This is a genomic window from Bacillus infantis (assembly GCF_050107595.1).
In the GTDB taxonomy this organism is placed as follows: Bacteria; Bacillota; Bacilli; order Bacillales; family Cytobacillaceae; genus Bacillus_AB; species Bacillus_AB infantis_C.
This window is the reverse complement of record NZ_JBNILH010000004.1, coordinates 439326-464001: the sequence shown is the minus strand read 5'-3', so window position 1 is coordinate 464001 and position 24676 is coordinate 439326. Positions and strand designations below refer to the sequence as shown.

General features: G+C 44.0%; 25 protein-coding genes, 1 tRNA gene and 2 pseudogenes. 21 read left to right on the top strand and 7 right to left on the bottom strand.

Annotated elements, in window-relative coordinates; genetic code table 11:
- Nucleotides 1-105 precede the first annotated feature (105 nt).
- From ACQCVH_RS11485 to ACQCVH_RS11455, 7 genes and pseudogenes are all read left to right on the top strand, one after another.
- Nucleotides 106-1950 carry a nitrilase-related carbon-nitrogen hydrolase gene (locus tag ACQCVH_RS11485; RefSeq protein ID WP_426835790.1) on the top strand — a complete coding sequence of 615 codons (1845 nt, stop codon included), beginning with the start codon at nucleotides 106-108 and terminating at the stop codon, nucleotides 1948-1950.
- Between the two features lie 58 nt (nucleotides 1951-2008).
- Nucleotides 2009-3130: pseudogene (locus ACQCVH_RS11480) on the top strand (cache domain-containing sensor histidine kinase); the annotation flags it as partial.
- Complete coding sequence (locus ACQCVH_RS11475) at nucleotides 3122-4069, top strand: methyl-accepting chemotaxis protein (protein WP_426835839.1); 948 nt, start codon at nucleotides 3122-3124, stop codon at nucleotides 4067-4069. The pseudogene ACQCVH_RS11480 and the gene ACQCVH_RS11475, both read left to right, overlap by 9 nt.
- A 327-nt stretch (nucleotides 4070-4396) precedes the next feature.
- Nucleotides 4397-4780 carry a GntR family transcriptional regulator gene (locus tag ACQCVH_RS11470; protein WP_426835789.1) on the top strand — a complete coding sequence of 128 codons (384 nt, stop codon included), beginning with the start codon at nucleotides 4397-4399 and terminating at the stop codon, nucleotides 4778-4780.
- Complete coding sequence (locus ACQCVH_RS11465) at nucleotides 4777-5643, top strand: ABC transporter ATP-binding protein (RefSeq protein WP_426835788.1); 867 nt, start codon at nucleotides 4777-4779, stop codon at nucleotides 5641-5643. The genes ACQCVH_RS11470 and ACQCVH_RS11465 overlap by 4 nt, the downstream gene beginning before the upstream one ends.
- Nucleotides 5640-6269: an ABC-2 transporter permease gene (locus ACQCVH_RS11460; RefSeq protein WP_248138355.1), complete on the top strand. Its 630-nt coding sequence runs from the start codon at nucleotides 5640-5642 to the stop codon at nucleotides 6267-6269. Before ACQCVH_RS11465 ends, ACQCVH_RS11460 begins: the two co-directional genes overlap by 4 nt.
- Before the next feature lie 11 nt (nucleotides 6270-6280).
- Complete coding sequence (locus tag ACQCVH_RS11455; protein ID WP_426835787.1) at nucleotides 6281-6463, top strand: hypothetical protein; 183 nt, start codon at nucleotides 6281-6283, stop codon at nucleotides 6461-6463.
- A 130-nt stretch (nucleotides 6464-6593) separates the two neighbouring features.
- Here ACQCVH_RS11455 and ACQCVH_RS11450 read toward each other — a convergent pair whose 3' ends face one another.
- The 3 genes from ACQCVH_RS11450 to ACQCVH_RS11440 all read right to left on the bottom strand — a co-directional run bounded on the left by ACQCVH_RS11450 (nucleotide 6594) and on the right by ACQCVH_RS11440 (nucleotide 7892).
- Complete coding sequence (locus tag ACQCVH_RS11450; RefSeq protein ID WP_426835786.1) at nucleotides 6594-7163, bottom strand: hypothetical protein; 570 nt, start codon at nucleotides 7161-7163, stop codon at nucleotides 6594-6596.
- Nucleotides 7164-7187: 24 nt separating this feature from the next.
- Entirely contained in the window at nucleotides 7188-7793 is a 606-nt protein-coding gene (locus ACQCVH_RS11445) for a hypothetical protein (protein ID WP_426835785.1), read from the bottom strand.
- Between the two features lie 24 nt (nucleotides 7794-7817).
- A tRNA-Cys gene (locus tag ACQCVH_RS11440) sits at nucleotides 7818-7892 on the bottom strand.
- Between the two features lie 134 nt (nucleotides 7893-8026).
- On the opposite strand from ACQCVH_RS11440, the gene ACQCVH_RS11435 reads away from it, so the two are divergent.
- Nucleotides 8027-8278 carry a glutaredoxin family protein gene (locus ACQCVH_RS11435; protein ID WP_426835784.1) on the top strand — a complete coding sequence of 84 codons (252 nt, stop codon included), beginning with the start codon at nucleotides 8027-8029 and terminating at the stop codon, nucleotides 8276-8278.
- A gap of 34 nt (nucleotides 8279-8312) precedes the next feature.
- Here ACQCVH_RS11435 and ACQCVH_RS11430 read toward each other — a convergent pair whose 3' ends face one another.
- Both ACQCVH_RS11430 and ACQCVH_RS11425 read right to left on the bottom strand, forming a co-directional pair.
- Nucleotides 8313-8561 (bottom strand): glutaredoxin family protein, encoded by a 249-nt coding sequence (locus ACQCVH_RS11430; RefSeq protein ID WP_426835783.1) that lies wholly within the window; start codon nucleotides 8559-8561, stop codon nucleotides 8313-8315.
- Between the two features lies 1 nt (nucleotide 8562).
- Nucleotides 8563-8745, bottom strand: a complete 183-nt coding sequence (locus ACQCVH_RS11425; protein ID WP_426835782.1) for a YvrJ family protein — start codon at nucleotides 8743-8745, stop codon at nucleotides 8563-8565.
- A 175-nt stretch (nucleotides 8746-8920) separates the two neighbouring features.
- Between ACQCVH_RS11425 and ACQCVH_RS11420 the strand changes: the two genes are divergently transcribed.
- Nucleotides 8921-9547 carry a sigma-70 family RNA polymerase sigma factor gene (locus ACQCVH_RS11420; protein ID WP_426835781.1) on the top strand — a complete coding sequence of 209 codons (627 nt, stop codon included), beginning with the start codon at nucleotides 8921-8923 and terminating at the stop codon, nucleotides 9545-9547.
- Entirely contained in the window at nucleotides 9547-9792 is a 246-nt protein-coding gene (locus ACQCVH_RS11415; RefSeq protein WP_094769724.1) for a hypothetical protein, read from the top strand. Before ACQCVH_RS11420 ends, ACQCVH_RS11415 begins: the two co-directional genes overlap by 1 nt.
- Before the next feature lie 187 nt (nucleotides 9793-9979).
- Here the strand turns inward: ACQCVH_RS11415 and ACQCVH_RS11410 are convergent, their stop codons facing one another.
- Nucleotides 9980-10909 carry a S8 family peptidase gene (locus ACQCVH_RS11410; RefSeq protein WP_426835780.1) on the bottom strand — a complete coding sequence of 310 codons (930 nt, stop codon included), beginning with the start codon at nucleotides 10907-10909 and terminating at the stop codon, nucleotides 9980-9982.
- A 379-nt stretch (nucleotides 10910-11288) separates the two neighbouring features.
- Between ACQCVH_RS11410 and ACQCVH_RS11405 the strand changes: the two genes are divergently transcribed.
- The 11 genes and pseudogenes from ACQCVH_RS11405 (at nucleotide 11289) to ACQCVH_RS11355 (ending at nucleotide 23779) form a co-directional block, all read left to right on the top strand.
- Nucleotides 11289-13835, top strand: a complete 2547-nt coding sequence (locus ACQCVH_RS11405; RefSeq protein WP_426835779.1) for a bifunctional 2',3'-cyclic-nucleotide 2'-phosphodiesterase/3'-nucleotidase — start codon at nucleotides 11289-11291, stop codon at nucleotides 13833-13835.
- Nucleotides 13836-14069: 234 nt separating this feature from the next.
- Nucleotides 14070-16118: a S8 family serine peptidase gene (locus ACQCVH_RS11400; protein WP_426835778.1), complete on the top strand. Its 2049-nt coding sequence runs from the start codon at nucleotides 14070-14072 to the stop codon at nucleotides 16116-16118.
- A gap of 152 nt (nucleotides 16119-16270) precedes the next feature.
- A complete protein-coding gene (locus ACQCVH_RS11395; RefSeq protein ID WP_426835777.1) occupies nucleotides 16271-17071 on the top strand; it encodes a hypothetical protein in 801 nt (266 codons plus the stop codon).
- Nucleotides 17072-17248: 177 nt separating this feature from the next.
- Nucleotides 17249-17548: a hypothetical protein gene (locus ACQCVH_RS11390; RefSeq protein ID WP_426835776.1), complete on the top strand. Its 300-nt coding sequence runs from the start codon at nucleotides 17249-17251 to the stop codon at nucleotides 17546-17548.
- Between the two features lie 199 nt (nucleotides 17549-17747).
- The gene (locus tag ACQCVH_RS11385; RefSeq protein WP_426835775.1) at nucleotides 17748-18134 is read left to right on the top strand and encodes a hypothetical protein; all 387 of its coding nucleotides are present in this window, start codon (nucleotides 17748-17750) and stop codon (nucleotides 18132-18134) included.
- Between the two features lie 171 nt (nucleotides 18135-18305).
- Nucleotides 18306-19679 carry a VWA domain-containing protein gene (locus ACQCVH_RS11380; RefSeq protein WP_426835774.1) on the top strand — a complete coding sequence of 458 codons (1374 nt, stop codon included), beginning with the start codon at nucleotides 18306-18308 and terminating at the stop codon, nucleotides 19677-19679.
- Nucleotides 19680-19693: 14 nt separating this feature from the next.
- Nucleotides 19694-20115, top strand: a pseudogene (locus ACQCVH_RS11375) (immunity 70 family protein).
- A gap of 35 nt (nucleotides 20116-20150) precedes the next feature.
- A complete protein-coding gene (locus ACQCVH_RS11370; RefSeq protein WP_426835773.1) occupies nucleotides 20151-20333 on the top strand; it encodes an Imm70 family immunity protein in 183 nt (60 codons plus the stop codon).
- 99 nt (nucleotides 20334-20432) lie between these two features.
- Entirely contained in the window at nucleotides 20433-20918 is a 486-nt protein-coding gene (locus tag ACQCVH_RS11365) for a YxiF family protein (RefSeq protein ID WP_426835772.1), read from the top strand.
- 224 nt (nucleotides 20919-21142) lie between these two features.
- Complete coding sequence (locus ACQCVH_RS11360; RefSeq protein ID WP_426835771.1) at nucleotides 21143-21985, top strand: hypothetical protein; 843 nt, start codon at nucleotides 21143-21145, stop codon at nucleotides 21983-21985.
- A gap of 102 nt (nucleotides 21986-22087) precedes the next feature.
- Entirely contained in the window at nucleotides 22088-23779 is a 1692-nt protein-coding gene (locus tag ACQCVH_RS11355) for a hypothetical protein (RefSeq protein ID WP_426835770.1), read from the top strand.
- Nucleotides 23780-24031: 252 nt separating this feature from the next.
- On the opposite strand, the gene ACQCVH_RS11350 is transcribed toward ACQCVH_RS11355, so the two are convergent.
- Nucleotides 24032-24331 carry a hypothetical protein gene (locus ACQCVH_RS11350; protein ID WP_426835769.1) on the bottom strand — a complete coding sequence of 100 codons (300 nt, stop codon included), beginning with the start codon at nucleotides 24329-24331 and terminating at the stop codon, nucleotides 24032-24034.
- Between the last annotated feature and the right edge of the window lie 345 nt (nucleotides 24332-24676).

The following is a 24676-nucleotide window of genomic DNA, read 5'->3' as shown; positions in this document are numbered from 1 at the left end:
TGTTCCAACTATTTGGAGTGGCCATCTTTTTGCTTTTTACCGGTAAACATGCAATGAAGCCATATATTTTTCTTACCCGAAATAAAACAATTAAAGGAGAAGAACATGCAGCCAAGAAAGTTAATTATCATTGTAGCCGTTGTGCTGACGCTCATTGCAGCGGGCAGCTATCAATGGCTGCAGGCGGACCAGCCTGCAGAAGCTAAGGGGAAGGACAGCCATCAGGAACTGATAAAACCATTCGAGGTGGCTTCAGTTCAATTTAACCCCATTTTAAATGAACGGGATAAAAACGTAGAAGAGCTTTTAAAGGTGACTGAGGAGGCCTTCAAGAAAGGCGCAAGGCTGGTTGTTGCTCCCGAGATGGCAACAACAGGCTATTATTATGCTGACCGTAAAGCGATCGAGCCTTTTGTGGACACGATTCCTGGAAAGACGACCGATGCTTTTGCCAAGCTGGCCAAGAAATATGACTCCTATGTGGTATTCGGTATGCCAGAGGTAGATAAGAAAACGACCCTTTATTATAATGCTGCCGCTCTTGTCGGTCCTGAAGGCTATGTAGGCAAATACCGCAAAACGCAAATGTGGGAAACGGAAATGCATTGGGGAGCTTGGGGCGACCTCGGTGTTCCTGTTTTTGACACGAAGCTTGGAAAAATAGCCATCAATGTTTGTATGGATTCAGCTTATTGGGAGACTGCAAGATTAGCAGGAGCGCAGGGTACCGATATTCTCGCATTCCCTACTAATTCATCGGCACAGGCCATTTCTGCCCTGCCTGCAAGGGCTCAGCAGAATGGAATGTACGTAGTCAGCGCCAACCGTTCCAATACAGAGAACGGCTTCCATATGATCGGCGGCAGCGCCATCTGGTCACCGGAAGGCAAAAAGCTTGCTGAAGCCGCTGTAGTCATGGATCCAAGCGAAGATATCAATGAAACAACGATTACGTATGCGACGATCGATCCGAAAGAGTATGATAACCGGAACAAAGAGTATTTGAAAGAACGAAGACCTGAGCTTTACAAAGATCTGATGCTGAAAGTCGCTCCTTGGGACTATACAAAAACAGCAGAACCGAAGGATGTTACAGCAGCCGCGCTCCAATATGAGCCTGCCATTGGCGACAAAGAGGCCAATAGGCAAAAGGTTGCGGATCTGATCAAGGATGCTAAGGAGAAGAACGCGGACTTGAATCTTGTTGTCCTTCCTGAGCTTTCTGCAACAGGTCCTGTCAAAGGTCTGGATAAAAAAGAGATCGAAAAGCTGGCTGAAAAGGCTGACGGTGAGACAGCACAAGTCATGGCTGCTCTTGCAGAAGAATTCAAAACATCGATCATCTACGGATTTGTTGAAAAAGAAGACGGCAAGCTCTATAACTCTGCTGCGTTGGTAACAGAAGATGGCGAGATGGCCGGTAAATATCAAAAAACACATATAAGCAAGAATGATAAAAAGTGGGCCGAGGCAGGAAATGATTTGCCTGTGTTTGAAACTCCGGCTTTAGGTAAAGTCGGGATCCTCATAGGCGAGGATGCTGTCTATCCGGAAGCTTCCGGGGTGCTCGCAGTCAATCGTGCTGATATCATTGCCATCCCGTCAGCGTGGAATGGGCAGTATGGCGGCGATATGGAAATCGAGAAGCGGGTATCTGCCAATCCTTATCCAGACGGCTCAATGGTGACATGGGATGCAGTGGCAATCGGGGCCCAGGCCTATACAGTTGTGGCCAACTATACAGGAACGGAAGAAAACTACCTGGGGCGCAGCAGCCTTTATACACTGGATCCGCTCTACGCGCTCGATCAGCCGATGGCAGCCTCAAGCAGCAGTGAAGAAGCGTTCATCGTTTCCTTTAAGACGGTACAGCCTGACGCATGGTTCAATCAGGAATTCCTGATCGTCTCAAGACAGACAGCTTATTTCAAGCCGCTTATCGAAGAGTAAAAATAAAACAACAGGGAAAAGGCATCCCCCATGCCTTTTTCTTGTTTAAAAGAAGGGCATGGAAAATATGAATAAAAAGAACATTTCGTTTAAATGGAAGCTCCTTGTGTACTCCCTGCTTCTGGCGATCGTTCCGATGGTGCTTATTGGGTTCTTTGTGGATCGCACTGTTACTGACCGGACGGAAAAAGATTTTATCAGATCGAGTGAAAGAGAAATTAAACAGGTGGACAATGCCATTTCCATCTATTTTCAATCCATCAGGGAAAATGCCCTGCTATTGGCGACGAATCCAGATGTACAAAAGGCAGATGATAGCATCACTTCTTATATTAATGCATCTGGCGGTGACACGATTGAGATGACGCCTTCCCAAAATGGCGCACTGGAAAAGGAAATTTTCCAGGTGTTCTCGCAGTTCGGCAGCACACATACAAATGCAGCCTATGTTTATATGGGAACTGAGGACGGCGGTTATGTCCAGTATCCGGAAGGGCCTACCACCCCGGGCTTTGACCCGAGAGAGCGCCCTTGGTACCAAACAGGTATTGACAGCTCAGGCGAAGTTAAAATGACAAGCGCCTATGCGGCAAACGGCTCTGACGCTATCATTGTCAGCAATGTATCAGCCATTGAACAGGGCGGGAAAAAAGTTGGTGTGCTTGGGTTCGATGTCAGCCTGGGCGGACTGACAGACCTTGTCAAGGACATTAAGATCGGGAAAAATGGCTATGTTATGCTTGCCCAAGGGGACGGAACGATTCTGGCGCACCCTAAGAAACCGGAGATGAACTTTAAGGCGATTTCTGATTTGAAAATTAATGGTCTGACACAATCATCAAAGGATGGCTCTTTTGAAACAGAAATCGACGGCAAGGATTATGTGCTGAATGTAGTAAGCTCTAATAATGAAGGATGGAAATATATTGCCGTCATAGAACAAGGTGAATTGGCTGCAACAGCCGGTCAAATCCGCCAGGCCTTACTGATTTTAGGAGCCGTCGTGGCAATCATTGCTGTGCTGGTTTCCATCTTTATGAGCCTTCGCATCACAGGCAACATTAAAAAAATCAGCGACCTGTCTATGCTCATGTCGAAGGGCGATCTCACACAGCAGGTGGAGATCAAATCTAATGATGAAATTGGGGAAATGGGCCGGAATTATAACCTGATGGCAGGTAATCTTAAAGAAATGATCACTAAGATCTCTGATGGTTCCCAGCAATTATCAGCAACTTCTGAGGAGCTGGCAGCGGGCTCGGCTGAGAACCAGAAGGCATCCAACCAGATTTCTGAATCCATCCAGGGAGTTGCTTCAGGTACAGACCAGCAGAGCGACGCGATGGAAGAAGCAGTCGGAGTCATTAATGAAGTAACCGGGCATGTGGAGAAGGTCGGGGCAAGCATGCTTGCTGTGCGAAATTCAATCAGCCAATCGGCGGATACCGCCAATAAAGGAAGCGAGGTTGTCAGCAGAACTGTCCAGCAGATGGGCGAGATCAACCAGCATGTCACTTCCTCTGCCGAGAAAATCGGCGAGCTGAGCGAAATGTCCAATAAAATCGGCCAGATTACAATGATGATCCAGTCCATCTCAGAGCAGACAAACCTCCTTGCCTTGAATGCAGCCATCGAAGCGGCAAGAGCCGGGGACCATGGAAAAGGGTTTGCTGTTGTAGCGGATGAAGTCCGCAAGCTGGCAGAGCAATCAAGCCAATCAGCCTTGCAGATCAATGAAATCGTTGTTGATATCAAAGAAGGAATCCAGGATTCCATGGACCTTGTCAACAAAGGATCAGAGTCCGCAAAACATGGCCTTCAGCTTGTAACCGAAAGCGGAACAGCCTTCGGTGAAATACGCGGCTCTGTCATGGGTGTTGCAGAAGACGTCACGGAAGCTGGAACCGCCATGGATACAATGAGGGAGCGCATCCAGGAGGTTGTCCAATATATTCAGCAGGTATCACAGACAACGGTTGAAGTGAACGACCACTCTCAGACCGTTGCAGCCTCATCCCAGCAAATGAGCGCTTCCATGGAAGATGTTTCATACGCTGCGCAGGAGCTGGCCAAAATGGCCGTTGAACTGCAGGAGGCGATTGGGCAGTTTAAGCTGTAATCTCTTGAATATCAGGAAAAAGGCAGGGCGCAAAGCTCTGTCTTTTTTGTCGTGCTGAAATAGAAGTGATAGGGACTTGCCTATAAGCCCGATGATTGTTGGGCGTCTGACAGCTATGGATACCGAAAGAAATTCTCATGATGCAGGAATGTAATGGCGCTGAGCTTTGTGCTCCTATGGGGCATGGTGTGTTGAGGTACTTATAGGTAATATTTCCTGAAATGAATAAGCTTCCTTGTAAGTTATTGTAAAAACGAAGAAAATTGTATATGCTATACATATACAGTATAAACAATTTAATTGATGGCCAGTGAAAGCGGTGAATTCATGCATATTGTGATTTCAAAATCGAACAAGGAACCCATTTATGCTCAAATTACCTCACAAGTGAAAAAGCAGATTCTTTCCGGGAAGCTGCTGCCGGGGGAAAATCTCCCTTCGATCAGAAAGCTCGCCAAGGATCTTCAGGTGAGCGTCATCACGACAAAGAAGGCTTACGAAGAACTCGAGCGGGAAGGATTTATAGAATTCAGGATAGGTTCAGGCTCTTTTGTGACTGAAAACAGCCTGCAGCAGCTCCAGGCCAATTCAGTTGTGTTATATGAACAGGAAATTGACCGCTTGATCAATGAACTGATCGGGACCGGTTTAAGCTTTGATGAAGTTAGAGAAATATTTGAAAAGAAGCTAAGGGAGCGTGGGCAGGCATGAGTGTCATTGAATTAAAAAATGTTTCCAAGAAGTTTGACGGCTTCGGCTTGACGGATATTAATCTCCAGGTGCCGAAGGGGTATATCATGGGTTTAATCGGGCCAAACGGAGCCGGGAAGACGACCTTGATCAGCATGATCATGAATACGATGTATCCGGACCAGGGAGAAGTTCTCTTATTCAACAAGAAGTATGAAGGAAATGAAGTTTTTTTGAAAAATAAAATCGGCTTTGTCTATGACGATATGGGAATTTATGAAGATGAAAAGCTCAAGCGCCTAAAGAGCATGTTTTGCTCTTTTTACCCAGGCTGGGATGAGGAGCGGTTTAACCGGTATATGAAAAAGTTTAAACTTCCCTTGGATAAAAAGTTCAAGGACCTGTCCAAAGGGATGAAGATGAAATTTTCGCTGGCACTTGCTTTATCACATGACGCTGAACTCCTTGTTCTTGATGAGCCCACTTCCGGATTGGATCCTGTATTCAGGAGGGAATTGATCGATATACTCAGTCAGATCCTGATGGATGAGAATAAGACGATTTTGATATCATCGCATATTACGACTGAACTGGATAAGATTGCGGACTATGTGACTTTCATCAATGAAGGGAAAATCATCTTAAGCGAAGCCAAGGACGATATCATCGACGCCCACCTGATCATCAAGGGTTCAAGCGAGGTGCTAAAAGGCATTTCGGGGAAAAATTTAATCGGTCTGCGCTCAACAGAAACCATGTTTGAAGCACTGATCAAAAAGAGTGAATTCCAGAGTGACCCTGAATCACTCGGCCTTTTAGCAGAAACACCGAATTTGGAGGATATCATGTTCTTTTATACGAAGGGGGAAGGGGAGACGATATGAGTCATTTAATCCGGAAAGACATCCTTGTGCTGGCTAAACCGAGGAATATTTTGATTGTCCTGTTTTACAGTATTTTTCTGGGAATCTTTTTTGAAGCTCCGGAAAGCAGCGCTGTCTTGATTCCTCTTTTCCTTTTGATGGATTTGGTCAACCAGGAGGAAAAGTACCGGACGCACAAGTTTCTAATCAGCCTTCCTGTTAAAAGGAGCAGTGTGATTGCTTCAAGATATATTGAAGGGCTTCTATTTATACCCTTTGGAGTTGCCCTGACCCTGATCGTTATGTTGATTTATTCGGCAATGGCTGGGGAGGCCATCCCGGTCAGCCCTTCAGGCCTTTGGGCCGCAGCTGCTTTAATGATCGTTCTGGCCAGTGTGTACTTTCCAGTGTATTTTAAATACGGAAAAGTTGCCTTTTATATCATCCTTTTCAGTGTGGTCGGTGTACTGGCGGTCATTTTTTATATGGACGAAAGCTCTTCTGTCCCTGAGTTTTTACTTCGTTTCTATAGCGCTGCCATGGAAAATAAATGGATTTATGGCCTGGCAGGATCGGTCATCATCATGCTTGTTTTTTACCTGTCTTACCGTTTGTCTGCAAGGATTTATCAAAAGAAAGAATTTTAGGAGGAGTATGTATGTCTAAAAAAGCGATGATTATTTTAGCTACCTGGATTTTTGCCCTTGGAATTATTGATGTGGCCGGCCTGATTGAATATCCAAGGCCCTTTGACAGTGCTGGCTGGATTCTGACCATCATCGGAATTGTGCTTTTCGTTGCAAGCAACTTTATGAAAAACAATAAACAGGCAGGGAGGTAGTCCCCTGCCTGTTTTTAATTGAAAAGGAAAATGGTGTTGAATCTTAATCAGCAGAGATCCAAAAATTAAAATGAGTCAGCTGCACAACTCCAGAAGTATATACGGCTTCATCCTGCTTAGAAAGCGATGTTTATTTTGGGCAGGTGATTCCTACTCCGGTAAGGCAGCCGGCGCAAGCGGCAAGCCCAACGCCTGTCCACACTGCCGCACATGCTGCTGAGCAAAGGGCCTTTAAAGCCCATGGCAGACTCTCGAATCCTTCCTGCAGGCAATCAACCCATGCAGCCTGTACTGTAATCTGATCAGAATCATTCAGGATCTCTGTCCGGATATATTCTTCATCCTCATAGATTCCTTTGACTGTCTGGGTTTCATCCACAGTAGAGAAAGATAACTCAAATTTATTGTCCTTTGTTTCAATGGCCATCAATTTCAAATTTGCCAGGTGGCTGGTTTCGTCATAATAGGCCACCAGGAATTTGTTTTGGAATGGAATAGGGAATACCAGGCTGAATCCCCCAATCCCCTTATAAAGGTTCAGGCTTCCCTTGTTGAAATCTACCGGGTACTTTCTGGTCAGTTCTTTAACCGCAGATTCCCCGCGGAGGCTTTCCACCAGGGCATTTTCAGAATCGACCTTGATTTCAAAATGCACCTTCTCATTTGGTGAGATATAATCAGCCGAAATTGCCATTATCATCACTCGCTTTCTTTTATATTGGTATTAAATACAATCAATGGCATTGCCGCCGATGCATCCGGCGCAAACCGCACATGCTGCCGGATTGAGGCCGAAGCAGGCACCGCAGGAGCCGGCACATGCCGCCTGCAGCCACCAAGGAAGATTGCCCCATAGGCGTTTCAAGCATTGGGAGAAAGTTTCCTGAACGGCAATGTCAGATGATTGCTCTTTGGCGATCTCCCTGAAGCTCTGGTCGAATGTTGAAGCTACTGCATTTGTTCCATCAGGATTTGCAAGGGAAAATGTCATGGTTCCGGCAAGCTTGTCAGCTGTAATGGAAAGCAGTTTTACCGTAAAAATGCTTGCCGCCGGATCAACAAACACCATCAGGCTTTCGCTGGAACTGACATGCCCGTTATCCTCTGCAGGTTCAACAGGTATGACCACCGTAAATTTCGGTGTATGGGCATACACATTTTTTGTAATTCCATCTAAGACTAATTGGCGGTTTTGGCTGAACTTCTGTACTTCTTGAAGCCCGAGCACCTTTTGAACCAGCACGGCCTTTTCATTTAACTTTGTGCTTTGATGGAGCCCTGAATGATATTTCACATTAGACAAGCTCAGCTCTCTGAAACGATTTGCCATTTGTTTCAACTCCTTCTTATATAGTGGAGGCGGCACCCGGATTCGAACCGGGGCATAAAGGTTCTGCAGACCCTTGCCTTACCGCTTGGCTATGCCGCCTTATATTCCTAAAAGTGAAAACAAAATGGCAAAATCAATCTTATCCGGAATTTTATTTTGTTTTTCTTTTGATTGATTTCTATTGAAAGAATTTCACTTTAAAGTATTGAGAAGATGATTGGGAGGTGGAGATATTGCATACTGATTTAGAGGTGATTGTCTATTCAAACCCTGACTGTTTCTTTTGCCATCAGTTAACGGGTTGGCTGAATGCCAGGGGGATTCCATTCACGGAAAAAGATATCAATGAAGAAGAAGCTAGAAATGAATTCAAGCAAACAGGGGCCTGGGGAACGCCGCTGACCATCATTAAGAGGGGCCTGTCAGCGGATCAAATAGTAGGATTCAATCAATTCAAGCTTGCCCGGCTATTGGATATTAAATAAAGAAAGAAGCAACCGGCCGGGTTGCTTCTTTTATTTATGGCTGATTTTCTAAAAGCAAGGCTTCAAGCCGCCCTGTATTGAAGCCCAGTACACTTTTTGTTCCTTGTTTGCCATGTATCAGCGTATAGGGCGTACCAGGCAGCTGCTGTTCGAGGAATTCGGAATAGGCTTCCTGGTCGCGCATGATATTTTTCTCTTTATAGCCGACTGAGCGGCTGGAAAGCCAGTCTTTCAGCGCTCTGCAGTAGCCGCATTGGTCACTGGTGTATATAATGACTTCCAAATTAATTCCCTCCAGTCTCATCATTATATCTTTTTGCTTTTTCCTCCAAAAAAGTATGTTTCATATCCTGCACAGTCGAGATCAATAGATCCATTCTCTTTTCCAGCCTGATTAGTAAATAAACAGTGATGGCAATGGGAAATCCGACATTCCCGAAAAAGTTGAGCCACTCTATTCCATCCATAAAACAACCTCCTTTTTCTCTTTTTTTCTTTCTGAAAATATAAAGTGAAATTAAAACGCCAGATGTAAATCATTTATATAAATATCAAAAAAAACCATTTTTACGAACAAATGTTCTGTTTTGGTTGATAAAAATAGTATATTTTTCACTTTAATAAGAGAGGGAGGGTAAAAATATGGAAAATAATATACAAAACCTGCCAAATAAATTCGTAGACTTCTATACAAAGCACAGAAACTTCTTTGAACAGCCGGTTGTAAAAGCATTTCTTGAAATACCGGAACATTCTAACTTGCTGCTTGAGGCGTTTTTATTTCCAAGCAGCGAAAATGTAGCGCATTTAAACGCCAGGTTCCGAAGGTTTTATTTAAGAGCAAAAATATATAAATACTTATCATCTCTTATCCACTTTTTTTCAGTGGATTTTGATAAAAGAGAAAGGAATAGGAGGGAGAGATACCAATTGATTGTTGATAGGCCAATAAATGGGGAACAGGATAGTGAGCAGAATATGCTCGATCATCTCGATCACCATTGGCCGGATCTTGAGGATCAGCTTAGCTTGGGCCATCTGTCCAATTTGGTTTCAGACAGGAAACTATACAAAGCTATTAATCATGAAATCCATGAGAAACAGAGGAAAATCCTCTATCTTTTTTATGTAGAAGGCTATGCTAACAAGGAAATTGCGCAATTATTCAATGAAAGTCCGCAAAACATCTCAAGCCTTCGAAAAAAAAGCCTGGAAAAATTGCGTAAAGCTGCAATGAACAAACCTGTTGAGCGGAGGAACATTAGTTAATGGAAGAATATCTATCAGGACCCACAAGAGAAGAAGTGCTGGATATGCTGGAAAGCTTAACGCCAAAGATCAAAAAGTCACTGAAGAATACACATTATCAGGACCGCGAAGACCTGGAACAAGAAATAAAGCTGAAGGTCCTGGAAAGCTATGACAAAATAATGAGCCTGGAGGCACTGGACTTTGAAGAAATGTTCACTTTGTATCTCCAAAATCAAGACAGCAAAAAGGAACCGTCCCGGTGAGGGCGGTTCCTTTCTGTTTAAGGAAATGGTTCTCCGTCTAACAATGAAGTTTCTGGCTAACGTCCTGCAGCTTCATATAGATTTTTTAAACCATCAGCGAATTTTCTTCCGAAATTGATTTATGATTGAAGGGCTTGAGGATGCCGCTTCAGGTGACATTTTCTGCAGAAATCTGCTTGCTGCCTGGTTATGCTTTACCATTGTTGATTCGCACCAGGCCAAAGCCTTCACTATTGAATGGGTAGCCAAGTTTCTTGGAATTCCTGATTAAATAATTGTAAATCCTTGAGTTGATTAATTCAGGCTCGCTTCTGTTTATGCGATTCAATGCCAGGGCGATCAATCCGGCAACATGCGGGGCTGCCATTGAAGTCCCAGTCATCTCGCGATAGGAAGCATTAGGGTAGGTGGATAGGATTTTATAGCCGGGAGCAACAAAATCGACATTATAATTTGAATTAGAAAATGGCAGAAGACTTCCTTTAAAATCAACAGCCCCGATTTGAAGGACTTCTTTATAATTGGCCGGAAACATGACTTCATTTGTATCCGGATCGCCGTCCCCATAATTTCCGGATGAGCAGACCGTTATGATGCCCATCATATTGAGCTTTCTTAATTGATCATGCAAGTCATAGTTTTCCTTCATGCCGCCCAGTGAGAGATTGATGACAGAAACCCTTTCATTGGATGGGCCATTCCAGTCCCGCACATATTCCAACGCGCGGTTTAGATGTTCGTAGCTTCCCTGTCCATCTTTATTGATCACCTTTAGTATGAGCAATTTACTCTCTGGGGCAACTCCGGTAAATCCATCCGGAGTTTGTCTGGCAGCAATGATGCCTGAAACATGCGTCCCGTGACCGGCATAATCAGTCACATTCCCGGGATCTCCTCCATCATCGTCCGTAAAATTATAGACTCCAATAATATTCTCCTTTAAATCAGGGTGTGCGATATCGCAGCCGGAATCAATCACAGCCGTTACATTTCCAAGGCCCCGAAAAGTGTCCGGCCAAAGCAGATGAGCATTGATCATCGCAACCCCCATTGGAAGATGTTCCATTAATGGATTCGGCATTTCAACTTGTGCAGGAAACAAAAATAATTCTTCCATCTCTCTAACCTCCTTTATATAAAAAGTGAAAGACGAACAAAATAATCAACCTCCAATCTCCCGTTGCCTCTCCCGGTGCCAGGTACCAAGCGTATACTTCCTGTTATGGAGAAAATCCTGAAAGATTCATACTAGCGCTCTGACGGGCCGTTTCGGCTACCCTAAGCACACTGTCCTTCACAGAAGAACAAATTTGCTATACATGTCCATTGCCCCTGCCTGGTACCCAGTAAAAAGGATACCTGCAAATGTAAACATAAGGTAAATATTATTTCCATATGTTCTGAATTCAAATAATTTTCTTTAAAAGTAATAGATTTTGAATCTTTTACATGCTATTATTTTATTGTTTGTTAAGGGAAACTAAGGGGGAATCACGTTGAAAAAGAAGTTTGGCAAGAAAGCAGTAGCAAGTGCCGCATTAGCTTTAGGTTTGATTGTTCCGCAAGTCGCTCCAACGATTACTTATGCAGATGTTATGAATGAAGATATTGTTAACCTGCGTATAGTTGAAACAACAGATATTCACACGAATATTATGAACTACGACTACTATAAAGGTTCATCTACGAATGCATTCGGCTTGGCGAAGGCTGCTACTCTTATTAAGCAAGCCCGCTCAGAAGCTGACAACAGCCTGTTATTTGATAACGGAGATCTTCTCCAGGGAAGCCCGCTCGGGTCTTATGTCGCTGACAATAACCTGATGAAGGATGGCTATGTGCATCCTGCCTATAAAGCTATGAATCTATTAGGCTATGATGCTGCAACTGTCGGAAACCATGAATTCAACTATGGCCTGGACTTTCTTGACAGCGCTTTAAAAGGCGCAGAGTTCCCATATGTAAATGCCAATGTTTATGATACAGAAGGAAATAACTTTTTTACTCCTTATGAGATCCTTGAGCGTAAAGTGAAGGATACGGATGGAGAAGAACATACAATTAAAGTGGGCGTCACAGGGTTTGTTCCTGATGGGATCCTGAACTGGGATGCCAAGCACCTTACCGGCAAAGTGGTTGTAGAAGATATCGTCAAATCAGCTGAGAAGGTAGTACCGCAAATGAAAGAAGCGGGAGCTGACATCGTAGTTGTCCTCTCTCACTCCGGCATTGCAGAATACGATCAGGATAAGAAAATGAAAGAGTATACAGAAGGCATGGAGAATGCTGCTTACTACCTGAGTAAAGTCGAAGGCATTGACGCTATCCTGACAGGGCACCAGCACTTAATGTTCCCGAACGCTGCCAAGCCTTCATTTGCAGACGGCAACGGAATTGATAACACAAACGGCACCATCAACGGAGTTCCGACTCTAATGCCTGGTTCATGGGGCAATAATATCGGAACGATCGACCTGAAGATTGAAAAGGTTGAAGGCGAGTGGGATGTGACTGAAGGAAAAGCTGAATTAGAGCCTATCACAGTCGGTGACCAGTCGGTCAAGGAAGATGCTGAAATCATCGAAGCGGTTAAAGCTGAGCATGAAGCGACCATTAAATATATGGAAACACCGGTTGGGGAACTGAAAGGCGACCTTAACACATATTTCGGACTTGTACAGGACAATGCAGCAATGGAAATCCTGAACAGGGCCCAGAAGTGGTATGTGGAAAATGCACTGAAAGGCACTGAGCATGAAAAACTTCCTGTCCTTTCTGCAGCAGCTCCATTCAAAGCGGGCCGCGGCGGCGTTGATGATTACACTGACGTCAAGTCAGGCACAATTGTTCTGAAAAATATTGCCGATTTGTATCTTTTCGATAATAACGTAGTCAATGCAGTGAAAGTAGACGGAGCTAAGCTGAAAGCATGGCTCGAGTGGTCTGCAGGCCAATTCAACACAATCGACCCGTCCAAAACAGAGGAACAGTCACTGATTAACAGTGAGTTCCCTACCTATAACTTCGATGTAATCGATGGTGTGACTTATGAGGTCGATGTCACTTCAAAGCCTAAGTATGATAGAGGACAGAATCTGATCAACGCTGATGCCAACCGCATCAAGAACCTGAAGTTCGAAGGCAAGCCAGTCACTGACGATATGGAATTCATCATTGCCACGAACGACTACCGCGCGGCCGGAAGCAATCTGATGAACCCGGGCGGAGTGAACACAGTCCTGAAGGCGCCGGATTCAAACCGCCAGGCTATGATGGACTATGTAAAAGAAAACAAAACCATTGACGCATCCGTCAACAACAACTGGTCATTCACACCGGTAAAAGCAAATGTAACATTCCTGTCCAATCCAAAAGCGGCTGGGCTTGCAGAGAAGACAGAAGGCATCACCTATACTGGAAAAACAGATGAAAAAGGGTTCGGCGTCTTTAAAATCGAGCTTGGAAAAACCAGCGATAACGGCAATGGCGGAGACAACGGCGAAGGCGGAGAAGTCGAAGTACCGGCATTCAAAGATGTTCCTGCTGATTTCTGGGCAAGCGAATATATTTATGGACTTGCGAAGAAGGGCATTGTAAAAGGAAAAACGCCTACAACCTTTGCTCCTTCAGCAAACATTACACGCGGCCAATTCGCGAGCCTGCTTGTCCGTTCACTGGGCCTTACAGCAAAAGCTGACGCACCTTTCAAGGATGTATCCGGCGAACTTGCCAAAGAAGTGGCAGCAGCCTACGAAGCAGGAATCACAACAGGGGTAACTGCGAAAACGTTCGAACCGAACAAACCGATCACACGTGCACAAATGGCAGCAATGCTCGTCCGTGCATACGAAATCAATAATGAAGCAGCCAAATCAGGAGCAGCCAGCTTCACAGACATCGGCAAACTGGCTCCTGAAACAAAAGCAGCCATCGAAAAAGCAGCAGAACTGGGCTTCATCAAAGGCTACGGCAAACAATACAAACCAGGCAGCAAAGCAAGCCGCGCCCAAGCAGCTAAAGTTATTTATCTGCTGAATAAATAAGCCGGTACCAGGTACCATAAAAAGACACTCTCATATTTTTGTGTGTATGGAGAGGACACTATTATAAAGAAAAGGCAGGGCGCCAAGCTCTGCCTTTTTCTTTTTCGAAGTTGTTATGTAAATCATCAATGAAGTTTTTTTCTGACTCTAGTAAACTTTCTAAACCGCGCTCCGATAATATCAGTAACTCATGTCACTTGTATTAGGGAAAATAATATTGATGGAGGGTTTCCCATGTATTTCACCCCGTTTCGGCAGCAAGGGAATAGAGGCAATAAGTTTTACTTAAAGCTGGCTGCAGCAGGATTGGCAGCAGCTGTACTGATTCCCCACAATGCTTCAGCAGAAGAGAAAGATCAGGATGTTATCATTATCTACAAAAATAAAGATGGCAAAGATAAAATCAAAGAAGAAAGCAGCGAAATCGTGCACGAATTTAAATCGATTCCTGCAATCTCGGCAAGTCTTACAGATAAAGACATCCTTCAGCTGAAAAAGGATCCAGACGTTGTATCTATTGAAAAGGATGTAACCCTTAGGATAACAGGGGAAGTGACAAAGGAAATCCCCTTTGAAGAATCGCAATGGGGATTCCAGACGGTGAATCCGTATGCTGCTTCTTTTGCAGAGGGGATAGACGGAACCGGTGTTAAAATTGCAGTAGTTGACTCAGGTATAGCACCCCATGCAGAGCTTACTATTGCAGGCGGCATCTCAACCGTCGATTATACATCTTCCTATACAGATGATAATGGTCATGGAACCCATGTAGCAGGCATCATAGGGGCAAAGCGCAACGGGGCTGGAATGGTTGGTGTAGCGCCTGGGTCTCTTATTTATGCCGTGAAGACGATCAACGCATCCGGCGAAGGAAATCTTCAGGATCTGCTGGAAGGCCTCGATTGGGCAATCCAGAATCATATGGATATCGTGAATTTAAGCTTAGGATCACCTGCAGGTTCACCAGCCATGAAATCAATGATAGACAAGGCCTCTGATTCTGGAATACTGGTAGTGGCTTCAGCCGGCAATGACAGCGGTCCAGTTAATTATCCGGCAAAATACGAAAGCAGTATTGCTGTTTCATCCATTGACCAAAATAAAAACCTTGCTCCTTATTCTTCAAGGGGGCCTGAGGTAGATGTGACAGCACCCGGCACCGGGATTGCCAGCACTTACCTTAATAACAAGTACGCCCTAATGAGCGGCACTTCCCAGGCAGCCCCGCATGCTGCCGGGATTCTGGCACTCGTCAAACAGAAAAACCCAGCTATGACCCAGCCGCAGTTAAGGGAAGAGCTTAAAAAGTACACCGAAGACCTAGGTCCAGCAGGAGTGGATAGTCTGTACGGGTACGGGCTGGTAAACTATGCCGTCTATAAAGAGCCAGCTCCTCAGCCCCCTGCGCCACGTACCGATGAAGTGGTGCCTGGCACCGGGGATGGAACCGAAAATGGAACCGAAGCGGGCCCTGGCAGCGGGACCGAAGCCGGCCCCGGAAGTGGAACCGAAGCGGGCGCTGGCAGTGGAACCGAAAGCGGGACTGAAGCCGGCCCCGGAAGTGGAACTGAAAATGGAACCGAAGCGGGCAATGGCAGTGGGACCGAAAGCGGGACCGAAGCCGGCACTGGAAGTGGAACTGAAAATGGGACCGAAGCCGGCACCGGAAGTGGAACTGAAAATGGAACCGAAGCGGGCGCTGGCAGCGGGACCGAAAGCGGGACTGAAGCCGGCACCGGAAGTGAACCTAAAAACGGCAAAGAAAATGGAACCGGAGCAGAAAAGCCTAGAGGTGAAGCTATAGCCGACCCTTTTAAGAAAAAGGCAGAAGCAGCCCGGCTGGAAATGGACAAAAAGCTTTCCAATGGCAAGGATGCGCTGAAAGCCCTGCCTCTGGTCAATAAGGAAGTCCAGTCTGCCCGGCTGACCGGCGGTAAGATAGATGCCGGCCTGGCCGCAGAGGCACTGGGCAAGTACCAGGCAATAGCCGATGAATTTTACCGTGAAAAACAGTATGCTAATGCGGAAGCGGCAATCAGGGATGCAGCCAGGGAGCTGACAAAGAAGAAAGCGGACCTTGACAGGACCTCCGACTTTGTTAAAAGCAATATCAAAACCTCGAAAAGTATGGACATTATTCTAAAGGATTTAAAGAAACATAACCTTGTTGTCCCGCAATTGGCGGCATACCGGAACGAAGTGAAAAAAGCTGAGATCCGGAAAAGCAAGAGAGGGAGTGCATTCGTCAACATCCTGCATTCTATTAGAAATAGGACAAATTAATAGAGCCAGAGAGTTATCTTTTTATAAGATGCTCTCTTTTTTTATGTATAATAGGAATGTGTAAAAATATGGAACATGTAAATCGGCTGGGGAACCAGAGATTAAACAGAGAAAGAGAACACTGAAAAAATTTAGGAAGGAGGTCATCAGCTATGCTCGACTATAAAAAACTGCCAGACCATATCAAAAAAGTAGCCAAAGAATATGACCCTTCCAGCAACAGGATCGACTGCCTGCCTTCAAAGTTCCACTATAATGGCCAAAAATACTACGCAATAAGCTACTATCCAACCCTTCAGGACCTCTATATCAGGGAGGATGGCTCTGTCCCTCCTTACGAAGAAGTGAAAAGAGCAACTCTCATTGTTCATGTCTATAAGACCGCAGGCTCAACTATAGTCACAGCCGGAGCGGAGTGGGCGCTGTCTCCTTCAGCCAAACTATACCGAAGGTGGGAAAAAGTCCTCACATCGCTGAAAAGAAAGCTTCAATCTACTGCCCCTCCAGAGATCGTGGAAAGCATAAGCCGCTGCCTGGATTCTGCCAAAAGATTAAGGCAGGAACAGGATATCATTTTTAACAGCGTCGAAAAAGGGACAGATCTGATAGTAGAGGCCAATGATACAGAGATCGTAACAGAGGAAACCCAGCAGCAAGTAAGGGCCTGTGTGGTGGAAATGGTAAGGGCGGCCGTCCGCAAAAATGATGAGCAGCTAAAGACAGAAGGAGACCGGAAGGAGATTTTAGCCTACTTACATACCGTATTTTTCAAAAAGCCATCACTCCTTCTGGATTATATCTGGTTCATAAGAAATGAACCTCATATGCTGAGCAGCGATTCTGAAACAGGGAGGGAGATGCCTGAGCTCAGGGAAATGGTGAAGGAAGATAAGCCGGTGGATGAGCTGGATAATAAGGAAGAGCTTTATAGGCTGCTGATGAATCCCAAGTGACTGTAACGGCAGTGTGACGTTGCCCATTCAGCTATCCTTAAGGAGCTGGAATGTTTTCTTTAATGGAAGCATTCATAAACGGTGGATTCACAGCATTCGAAAAGAAAGATAAGATGAAACCTGCCAATGCAACTGGAAGTCTTAATAGGAAGGATGCAATAGGATGCCCAAAGGTGATTGGATACCTATAGAGAAGTTTCAGATGACACTAAAATTTGGAGTGGAAATATAGTAAGGGTTTATAGAGTGAATAATTGTAAAGAGAAATTCTATGATTATCTTGTATCTTCTATATATGATAATTCTGATTACTTACAACTCACCTGTCTTGCGCAAGGTGAAGGCGGGAACATAGTCTGTGTGTTAGAAACAAAAGCTAATACTAATTATTCGCTAGGAAAAGAGTTAAAAAGAATGATGGATGATGGGACAAATTCGGTATTCGTAAATTTTAATCCTGAGTGCATTGTAAGGTAATTTAACAATAATCAAGACAATTTTTTAAGACGGCGTGGATTGGGCTTTCTTTACTAAACGTCAGGAAAATGGTGAAGGAAGATACTCCAGTGGATGAGCTGGATAATAAGGAAGAGCTTTATAGGCTGCTGATGAATCCGAAGATTTGAAAATCGTATGATCTGTCTATTTTATATCAAGTTCAATCGAGGAGTATTCCATGAAAATTAAGATCATTAGTATAGAAGGACTAGGCAACAGCCACAGCACAATAAGTTTTTCCTCCGAATATGGCAATGGACAAGCCCGCTGGCCAGAAGGGTCACCAATTGAAGGCCGGGAGTACTTTGTTGAAATAGAAATATCGGATAAAGCAGTATGGGGAAAAAATGTTATTAAGAGCGAAAAGGAGCCATTCAGCCTTAAAACTGAGAATGGCCAAACTATCATGGTTTGTGAAGTTGAAGCAATATACGATTACGGAATCTGTAATTTTAGAATGGGGTCAAGTATTGTCGCTCTTGAGATAGAGGGAGCGCCCTGCCCGGTTGGTACAATTGTTGAGATAAAGACTGATAAGCTTGTTTTGTATGATATGAACTTGTAAAGCTTAAACATTACGCTGCCAGTGTTTTAGTATGATAATACAAAGTTAATCTTACTTGAGCAACTGAACCGACAGAAGGCAGTTCTCCGAGTAGGATTTACATAAGTATAGCCGAATTTATAGCAGCAGGATTAAAAGGTAAAAAACACAAAAAATTCTGGAGGATCTAGGATGGGTCAATTCACGAAAAAACTCATTATTCTGTTTATTTCTATATTCGTCATCACAGCATGTTCAGAAGAAAGTGGGAATAACATAGAACCAAAACAGCCAAAAAGCAACGATGCAGCGGCTACCGGGCAAGTCGGCGAATCTGAAGACGCTGAAGACGCTAAGGAACAAATAAATCTAGCGGAAAACAAAAAAATCCCAGCCAGTCTGGAGGAAATCATCAGCTCTCCAAAAGGTCCATTTACTGATGAAGATACAAAGATTGATGACCCAGAGGTGCAGCAAGCCTTGAGCGAGGTTCCTGAGCTTCCGGAAGAGGCTTCCGAAGAGGAGTTAAATGACCTGTTTGCTTACTTGTATTCTCTTTTTAGAAAAGAGTACCGTGATCCGAGGGAGGCTATTGCTTCTATAACAGTAAGCGGGCCGGAATCAGAAGGAAGTTCCGAAGAGAAGGGAAGCTTTAATGTTGAAATCATATTGGACTCCAGCGGGAGCATGGCAAATAAAATGGGATCTCAAACGCGTATGGAGCTGGCAAAAGCGTCGATAAAGAAATTTGCATCCGCACTCCCTGAAGAAGCAAATGTCGGATTAAGGGTGTATGGCCATAAAGGAACAGGTTCGGATGCTGATAAAAAAATGTCCTGTGCATCCAATGAGCTTGTATACGCCCCTCAGCCATATAATGAGGCGGAATTAAGTAAAGCTTTGAATAAATTTAAGCCCGCAGGATGGACTCCGCTGGCCCAATCACTGATGGAAGCCCAAAAGGACCTGGAAGCTTATAAAGGGGAAAAGAACAAGAATATTGTTTATGTGGTGAGCGATGGAATAGAAACCTGCGATGGCAATCCGGTCGAGGCGGCAGCAAGTTTAAAAGACTCAGGAGTGGCACCAGTTGTCAATATTATCGGATTCGACGTAAACGGTAAAGACCAGCAGCAGCTGGAAGAAGTCGCAAAGGCCGCTGGCGGTACATATCAAAATGTCAAAAGCCAGGAACAGCTGGATAATGAGCTGGAAAAGGCTATTGAGGAAGCAGGAAAGTGGATTAAATGGTATGTAGATGAAACAGGGAAAAATGTTCAAAATAATATCCGGCAAAAAGATGAGCTTCTTTCTATATCAAACGATTGGATTTTCAATCAAACGTTTGAAGAATATAGAATAATTTCAGCTCTGAACGCTTTGCAAATTGAAGGCAAAATCACCGGAAGCCAAAATACAAAAGTAGTTGATATTAGGAACAAATACTACAGAGGTCAAAAGGAAACTTTTAACGAAATTGAAAAGGTTCTAATGGATATGATTGAACAAGGCTACGATGAGAATGAAAAAAAGATCAATGAGCTGTATGATAAAAACATCCAATAGAGGCGGTATATATAATGACGGCAGGAATCTTAGCAGATTGTTTCTTCTATGAATTGGGTCATAGTGATTTTATACACTCATTTTTTTCGACAATATCATATCATTTAGAAGAAGAAGGGTGGGGGACAAAATACCCCTTTCTGATGAATGAGCTATATAATGGCAACTAAATTGGGAAGATGTCTCTGTTGTTAAGGCTGAATTATTTGAAATTGAAATAGAATTGTCAAAACAATCTCCAGCAGATGTGATATGGGAGAAGGATGATATATCAAAAATGCCTCCATGGGGAGATAAAATAAGTACTAAAGTAACTAATCTAGCCAATTATTTTACAACATCCGATGGTAAAACATTTTTCGAAGTGATACATGCAGCAATGGATGTGGCAGTAGAAGATAAGTGTGATTTGAAATTAATAAACTACAACACATAATTAAAAAGAATTTACAGAAGTATGGTCCATCACAAGTGATATGGGACATAGAAGATTTATCTAAAAGACCTCCTTGGGGAGTTAATATTAGCAATGATATCACAAGCTTATCTAATTATTTTATAACTAGTGAGGGTAAGGACCTAATAGAATTATTAATGAATGTACTAGAAAAGGCACAAAAAACTAATTCAGATATTTATGTAGAAAGTAGATAAATCATATGCTTTCATTGATAATCTTGAGAAAATATCAAGGTTATTTTTTTATAGTTAAAAGGGTGCCTGTCGATTATTTAAGGAGAAAGGTGATCAAATTTGAGTGACGAAAGAAACACGAAAGTGGAGATTTTAAAAAGGAAGAGCAGAAGGAATAATTTGATAAAAGAAATATACTTTATGGACCTTAAAGAGGAGCCATTTCTGGGTATTGAAAGTAACGATGTATTTTGTAAGAAAGCATTTTCGCTGCTTAGTACAAGGAAAAATAAAACTCAATTGCAAGGAGATAACTTTGAAGAACATATTCAAAAATCAATACAATGGTTAAAAAAGATTATTGATAGTATTGAAGTCATCCCAAAACAGGGAAGGCTATTGTTTTTTAGGGAAAATGAAATAGAAGCAGTTTTGATTAATGTTATATTTAGGCACATCAATAAAATTGTTGAATTAACAAGGTTTTCAGCTGGATATGGAGATTTTATCCTGCTTGCAGAAGACTTTAGTTTTGGTTTATGCATTGAAAGAGCCGAGTATTTTTATGAGTTGAGTGTTTGGGGACTGTCACAAATTGAGGGCTAGGAAAGCAGGGGGTTTGGGGGCTAACAGGAGAGAAGGCTCCCTTACTGTTCGTATTATTATGCTGTATTAAATGAAGCAGGCTTTGGTTCTCAGATGCGGATACATCTAGGTCATTGGTTGTAAAAAGAGATAGTTAGGAAACTCTGCGTGAATGATAACGTACTAACTATTAGAAGAATTATTATAGGTACAAGACGCGAGTCCCAGAAACCGGAGGTGCCCCAATGATCAACGTCAAACCAACAAAACAGCATATCCAAACCATCAAGAAGCACAAGAAGTTCCTCGAAAAATGGGATATGTGGGATTTTGCCTATTTTGACGGGAAAGAGTATTACTTTTTGACGGTGTATAATACTTTATTGGGTAAAATCACAGGGTATTTGCTTTTAGACGCTTCAGGCCAGGAACCAGAGGCTGAAAAGGTTGAGGAAGCTGCTTACTATTTAATTTCCTACAATACCATGGTGCATAACACTATTACAGGCATTGTTCCAAGGATGCATATGAATATGGAGCCTTATCAGCAAATGGTGAAATTGCTGGGCCAGCATAAAGGAGAGCTAGTGCGGGAAGACCCCGAATTGGAGGCTGCCATAGAGGAAATTCTTGTATTAACGAAGGTGATTATAGAAGAGTCTTCCCAAATCAGGGACATTGTGTATACGGTTGGAGGCTATCAAAGAGAGATTACGAGAGAAAGAGGCTATTTCGACCTGGCTTTTCTGCGAAAAATGGAGGAGGAGTTTGAAAGGTACAGTATTATTATGTATACTTTCGGGCTGAGAGAGCGGACAATGGCCCCGGCATATAAACGTATTTATGACTTGGTCTCCTCAGGCAAAGTTGAGGCTCCCAGGCTCAAAGGCCTCTTGAAAGCAGCAATGGAGACCAATGAGAAAGAATTAGAAAAGTCCATGTCCACCTTTGAAAGAGATCCTGATGGAAATCCACTGGAGATTGATAACGAAAATATCCAGGAATCGCTCCGGCTTAATAGGGAGGTTCAGGGGAAAAAGGACTTCAAGGAAAAAAGCCTGCCTCTAATGAGGAATTCACGCAAGTGACATGAGCTGCTGAGCCTTTTCCTAACAAAACGAAACCCTATCGCCCCTCATCCGTATACATACTATGCATCAAGAAATACTAACTCCTGAAAGGGGAAGCATATGGGAAGCATTTTTATATTTTCGATTATAATCGGCCTGATGGTTGCAGTTCTGCTTGTGCCGCTTCAAGGCGGGAGGAGCGGGAAAAAGGATAAGAAGGAGAAAAAAAGCAGCTTCAGCCCCGTTGGCATGACAGTGGCGGCGGTCATTTCAATTATTGCCGCATTCGGTTTTTACTATTTAACCAACCTGGACCGGAATTTTTCTTCCGTGTGGCTGGTACTGATCCTGGCTTCAGGTGTCGGCGCCTTTTTGGCGGCAGGGAAGGAGCGTCTTGTTAAGAGCATTGTGTTCCTGGTATCCCTGCTGGCCGGAATTTACCTTTTGACCGCGTTCGTTTTTAACGCAGATGAAAAGTATGAATCAGCGAAGATGGATGTAAAGACGGAAATCGAAGCTTTTGATGAAGAAAAAACACCGGCAAGTGTGCCGCCGAAATTTGCCCGCAATAAAATGAAAAAGGCATTTGGCCAGGTGCCGGATACGAGTTATTATGAGCTCGGCAGCCTGCAGATCCAGAAGGTGAACGGCGATTATGTCTATATTGCGCCAGTGGAATTCTCCGGTTTCTTCAAGTGGATGAAGGGCGACGAAACGCCGGGTTATTTTACAATCAGTGCTACGGATTCCAATGCCAATCCTAAGTTTATGAAGGAAAAGATGACCTATACGCCTTCGTCTTATTTTAACAAAAACATTGAGCGCCACATCCGGAACAATTATCCGAAGAGGATATTCAACGGTGACGTGCAGCTAGAAGTTGATGATAACGGAAAGCCGTATTATGTCCGCACCTATGGAGAGTTTATCTCTGCCAGAAACGGATTTAATGCAGAGGGCATCGTTGTGGTCGATCCGCAAAACGGTAAAATAAAGTCGTATAAGCTGGCAGATGCGCCTGAGTTCATCGATGGAGCGGTATCACCTGAAACCGTCAGCCTGCAGAACAGCTATTACGGAAATTATGTCCAGGGCTTCTGGAACAGTGTTTTCGGGAAATCTGAAGTGAAGCTGCCTTCAGATGAAGGGACAGAAGAGAACGTGAGCCCGATCTTCGACGAAAACGGGGAAATGTATTACTTCACAGATTTCACCTCGCCGAAAGAAGGGGTGGACAGCATGCTTGGCTATTCCCTGACAAACTCAAGAACAGGTGAAGCGACCTTCTACACAGGCAATCTGGAAGAATCTTATATGGATTCACAGGGTAATCTGCAGATTATAGAAAAGAAATTCATCGAGAAAAAGTGGAGCGGTGAAATGCCGATCCTGTACAACTTCTACGGAGAAGCCAGCTGGCTGACGCCGGTGCTTGATGCAAACGGATTCCTGCAGAATTACTTTATCGTGTCAGCGGCAAATCCGGAAATCTCCGCCTATGCCAGCACGCCAAACCAGGCGCTTAAGCTTTATAAAACAGCCCTGCAGCGCGGCGGCGGAAGCGTCAACGGCAGCTCCAAGGCCGAGGAAAAACAGATCAGCGGCACAGTCGTCCGGGTTTATAAAGAAAAAACCGGGGACTACACAACCGTCTACTTCCTGCTCAATGATGGAAAAGGCTATATCGTATCATCAGAAAACAGCCCGATGAGCATCTATCTTCAGGAAAACGACAAAGTAAACGTCACCTACCTCGACACAGGAGAAAGCTCCCTGCCGGTAAGAGGAATGGAGATAGAAGGACTGCAGTAGCGGTGTTTGCATAAAGGTACCGCATATTAGGTACCAGGTACCGTCCGTGGACAAAAAGCGGTAAAGTGTCTTTTTACGGTGCCAGGTAGCCTTCGTGGACAGAAAGCGGTAAAGTGTCTTTTTACGGTGCCAGGTACCATCCGTGGACAAAAGTAGCAAAATGTCTTTTGATGGTACCTGGCACCGCTTAGGTAAAAATAAGAAACCCTCACAAAAACCTTGCTCCAAAGGCTTTTGTGAGGGTTTCTTTGTTTATTCGTCAGGAAACAGATCCATATTGAATAAATTGTATTCTTCTTCCGCTGGATCTTCTTTTGGTTCTTCAACAGGATCCTGCCTGCGGACATCAGCTGGTCTGTGCCCATGCCGGCGCCTGTTTAGATCCTTGAATTCCAATTCTAGATACTCCGCCTGATCGTGTGAAATCTTGATAGTCACTTCATTGCCGGATTCATCGGAAGCCTTCAGCAGGACATAACTCTCAGCCGCATCCCTCAGAGTGACATTGCTCAATGTCAGATTCATATCATTCAATTCATAGCGTGCTCTCATCGCAAAGCCTCCATTGCCTTTCTCGCTTACCCCATAGATGACTCTATTCTACTGGTTATCAGGGGAATTATCAAAGCAGGGAGTCGCAAAAGCGCCAAAAAATCTGTACCTGGCACCCTCCGTGGACAAATAGGTAAAAGTGTCTTTTTATGATACCTGGCACCATAAAAGGACAAAAAGCAGGAAAGTGTCTTTTTATGGTACCAGGTACCCTCCGTGGACAAATGAGGGGAAAATGTCTTTTTAGGCTACCTGGCACCGGGCAGCACCCAACCTTCTACCCACCCCGCTCATAGTACCAAAATCTCATTTTTCGCTATTTACACAAAATTTACAAAATATTAT

Excerpts from the sequence above, each read along its gene's own strand:
- ACQCVH_RS11415 (WP_094769724.1), top strand. The coding sequence starts at position 9,547 with ATGGAAGAATATCTATCAGGACCCACAAGAGAAGAAGTGCTGGATATG.
- ACQCVH_RS11420 (WP_426835781.1), top strand. The coding sequence starts at position 8,921 with ATGGAAAATAATATACAAAACCTGCCAAATAAATTCGTAGACTTCTAT.
- ACQCVH_RS11350 (WP_426835769.1), bottom strand. The coding sequence starts at position 24,331 with ATGAGAGCACGCTATGAATTGAATGATATGAATCTGACATTGAGCAAT.
- ACQCVH_RS11475 (WP_426835839.1), top strand. The coding sequence starts at position 3,122 with ATGGCAGGTAATCTTAAAGAAATGATCACTAAGATCTCTGATGGTTCC.
- ACQCVH_RS11470 (WP_426835789.1), top strand. The coding sequence starts at position 4,397 with ATGCATATTGTGATTTCAAAATCGAACAAGGAACCCATTTATGCTCAA.
- ACQCVH_RS11360 (WP_426835771.1), top strand. The coding sequence starts at position 21,143 with ATGATCAACGTCAAACCAACAAAACAGCATATCCAAACCATCAAGAAG.
- ACQCVH_RS11460 (WP_248138355.1), top strand. The coding sequence starts at position 5,640 with ATGAGTCATTTAATCCGGAAAGACATCCTTGTGCTGGCTAAACCGAGG.
- ACQCVH_RS11445 (WP_426835785.1), bottom strand. The coding sequence starts at position 7,793 with ATGGCAAATCGTTTCAGAGAGCTGAGCTTGTCTAATGTGAAATATCAT.
- ACQCVH_RS11385 (WP_426835775.1), top strand. The coding sequence starts at position 17,748 with ATGAAAATTAAGATCATTAGTATAGAAGGACTAGGCAACAGCCACAGC.
- ACQCVH_RS11455 (WP_426835787.1), top strand. The coding sequence starts at position 6,281 with ATGTCTAAAAAAGCGATGATTATTTTAGCTACCTGGATTTTTGCCCTT.
- ACQCVH_RS11425 (WP_426835782.1), bottom strand. The coding sequence starts at position 8,745 with ATGGATGGAATAGAGTGGCTCAACTTTTTCGGGAATGTCGGATTTCCC.
- ACQCVH_RS11400 (WP_426835778.1), top strand. The coding sequence starts at position 14,070 with ATGTATTTCACCCCGTTTCGGCAGCAAGGGAATAGAGGCAATAAGTTT.
- ACQCVH_RS11355 (WP_426835770.1), top strand. The coding sequence starts at position 22,088 with ATGGGAAGCATTTTTATATTTTCGATTATAATCGGCCTGATGGTTGCA.
- ACQCVH_RS11395 (WP_426835777.1), top strand. The coding sequence starts at position 16,271 with ATGCTCGACTATAAAAAACTGCCAGACCATATCAAAAAAGTAGCCAAA.
- ACQCVH_RS11485 (WP_426835790.1), top strand. The coding sequence starts at position 106 with ATGCAGCCAAGAAAGTTAATTATCATTGTAGCCGTTGTGCTGACGCTC.
- ACQCVH_RS11380 (WP_426835774.1), top strand. The coding sequence starts at position 18,306 with ATGGGTCAATTCACGAAAAAACTCATTATTCTGTTTATTTCTATATTC.
- ACQCVH_RS11410 (WP_426835780.1), bottom strand. The coding sequence starts at position 10,909 with ATGGAAGAATTATTTTTGTTTCCTGCACAAGTTGAAATGCCGAATCCA.
- ACQCVH_RS11465 (WP_426835788.1), top strand. The coding sequence starts at position 4,777 with ATGAGTGTCATTGAATTAAAAAATGTTTCCAAGAAGTTTGACGGCTTC.
- ACQCVH_RS11450 (WP_426835786.1), bottom strand. The coding sequence starts at position 7,163 with ATGATAATGGCAATTTCGGCTGATTATATCTCACCAAATGAGAAGGTG.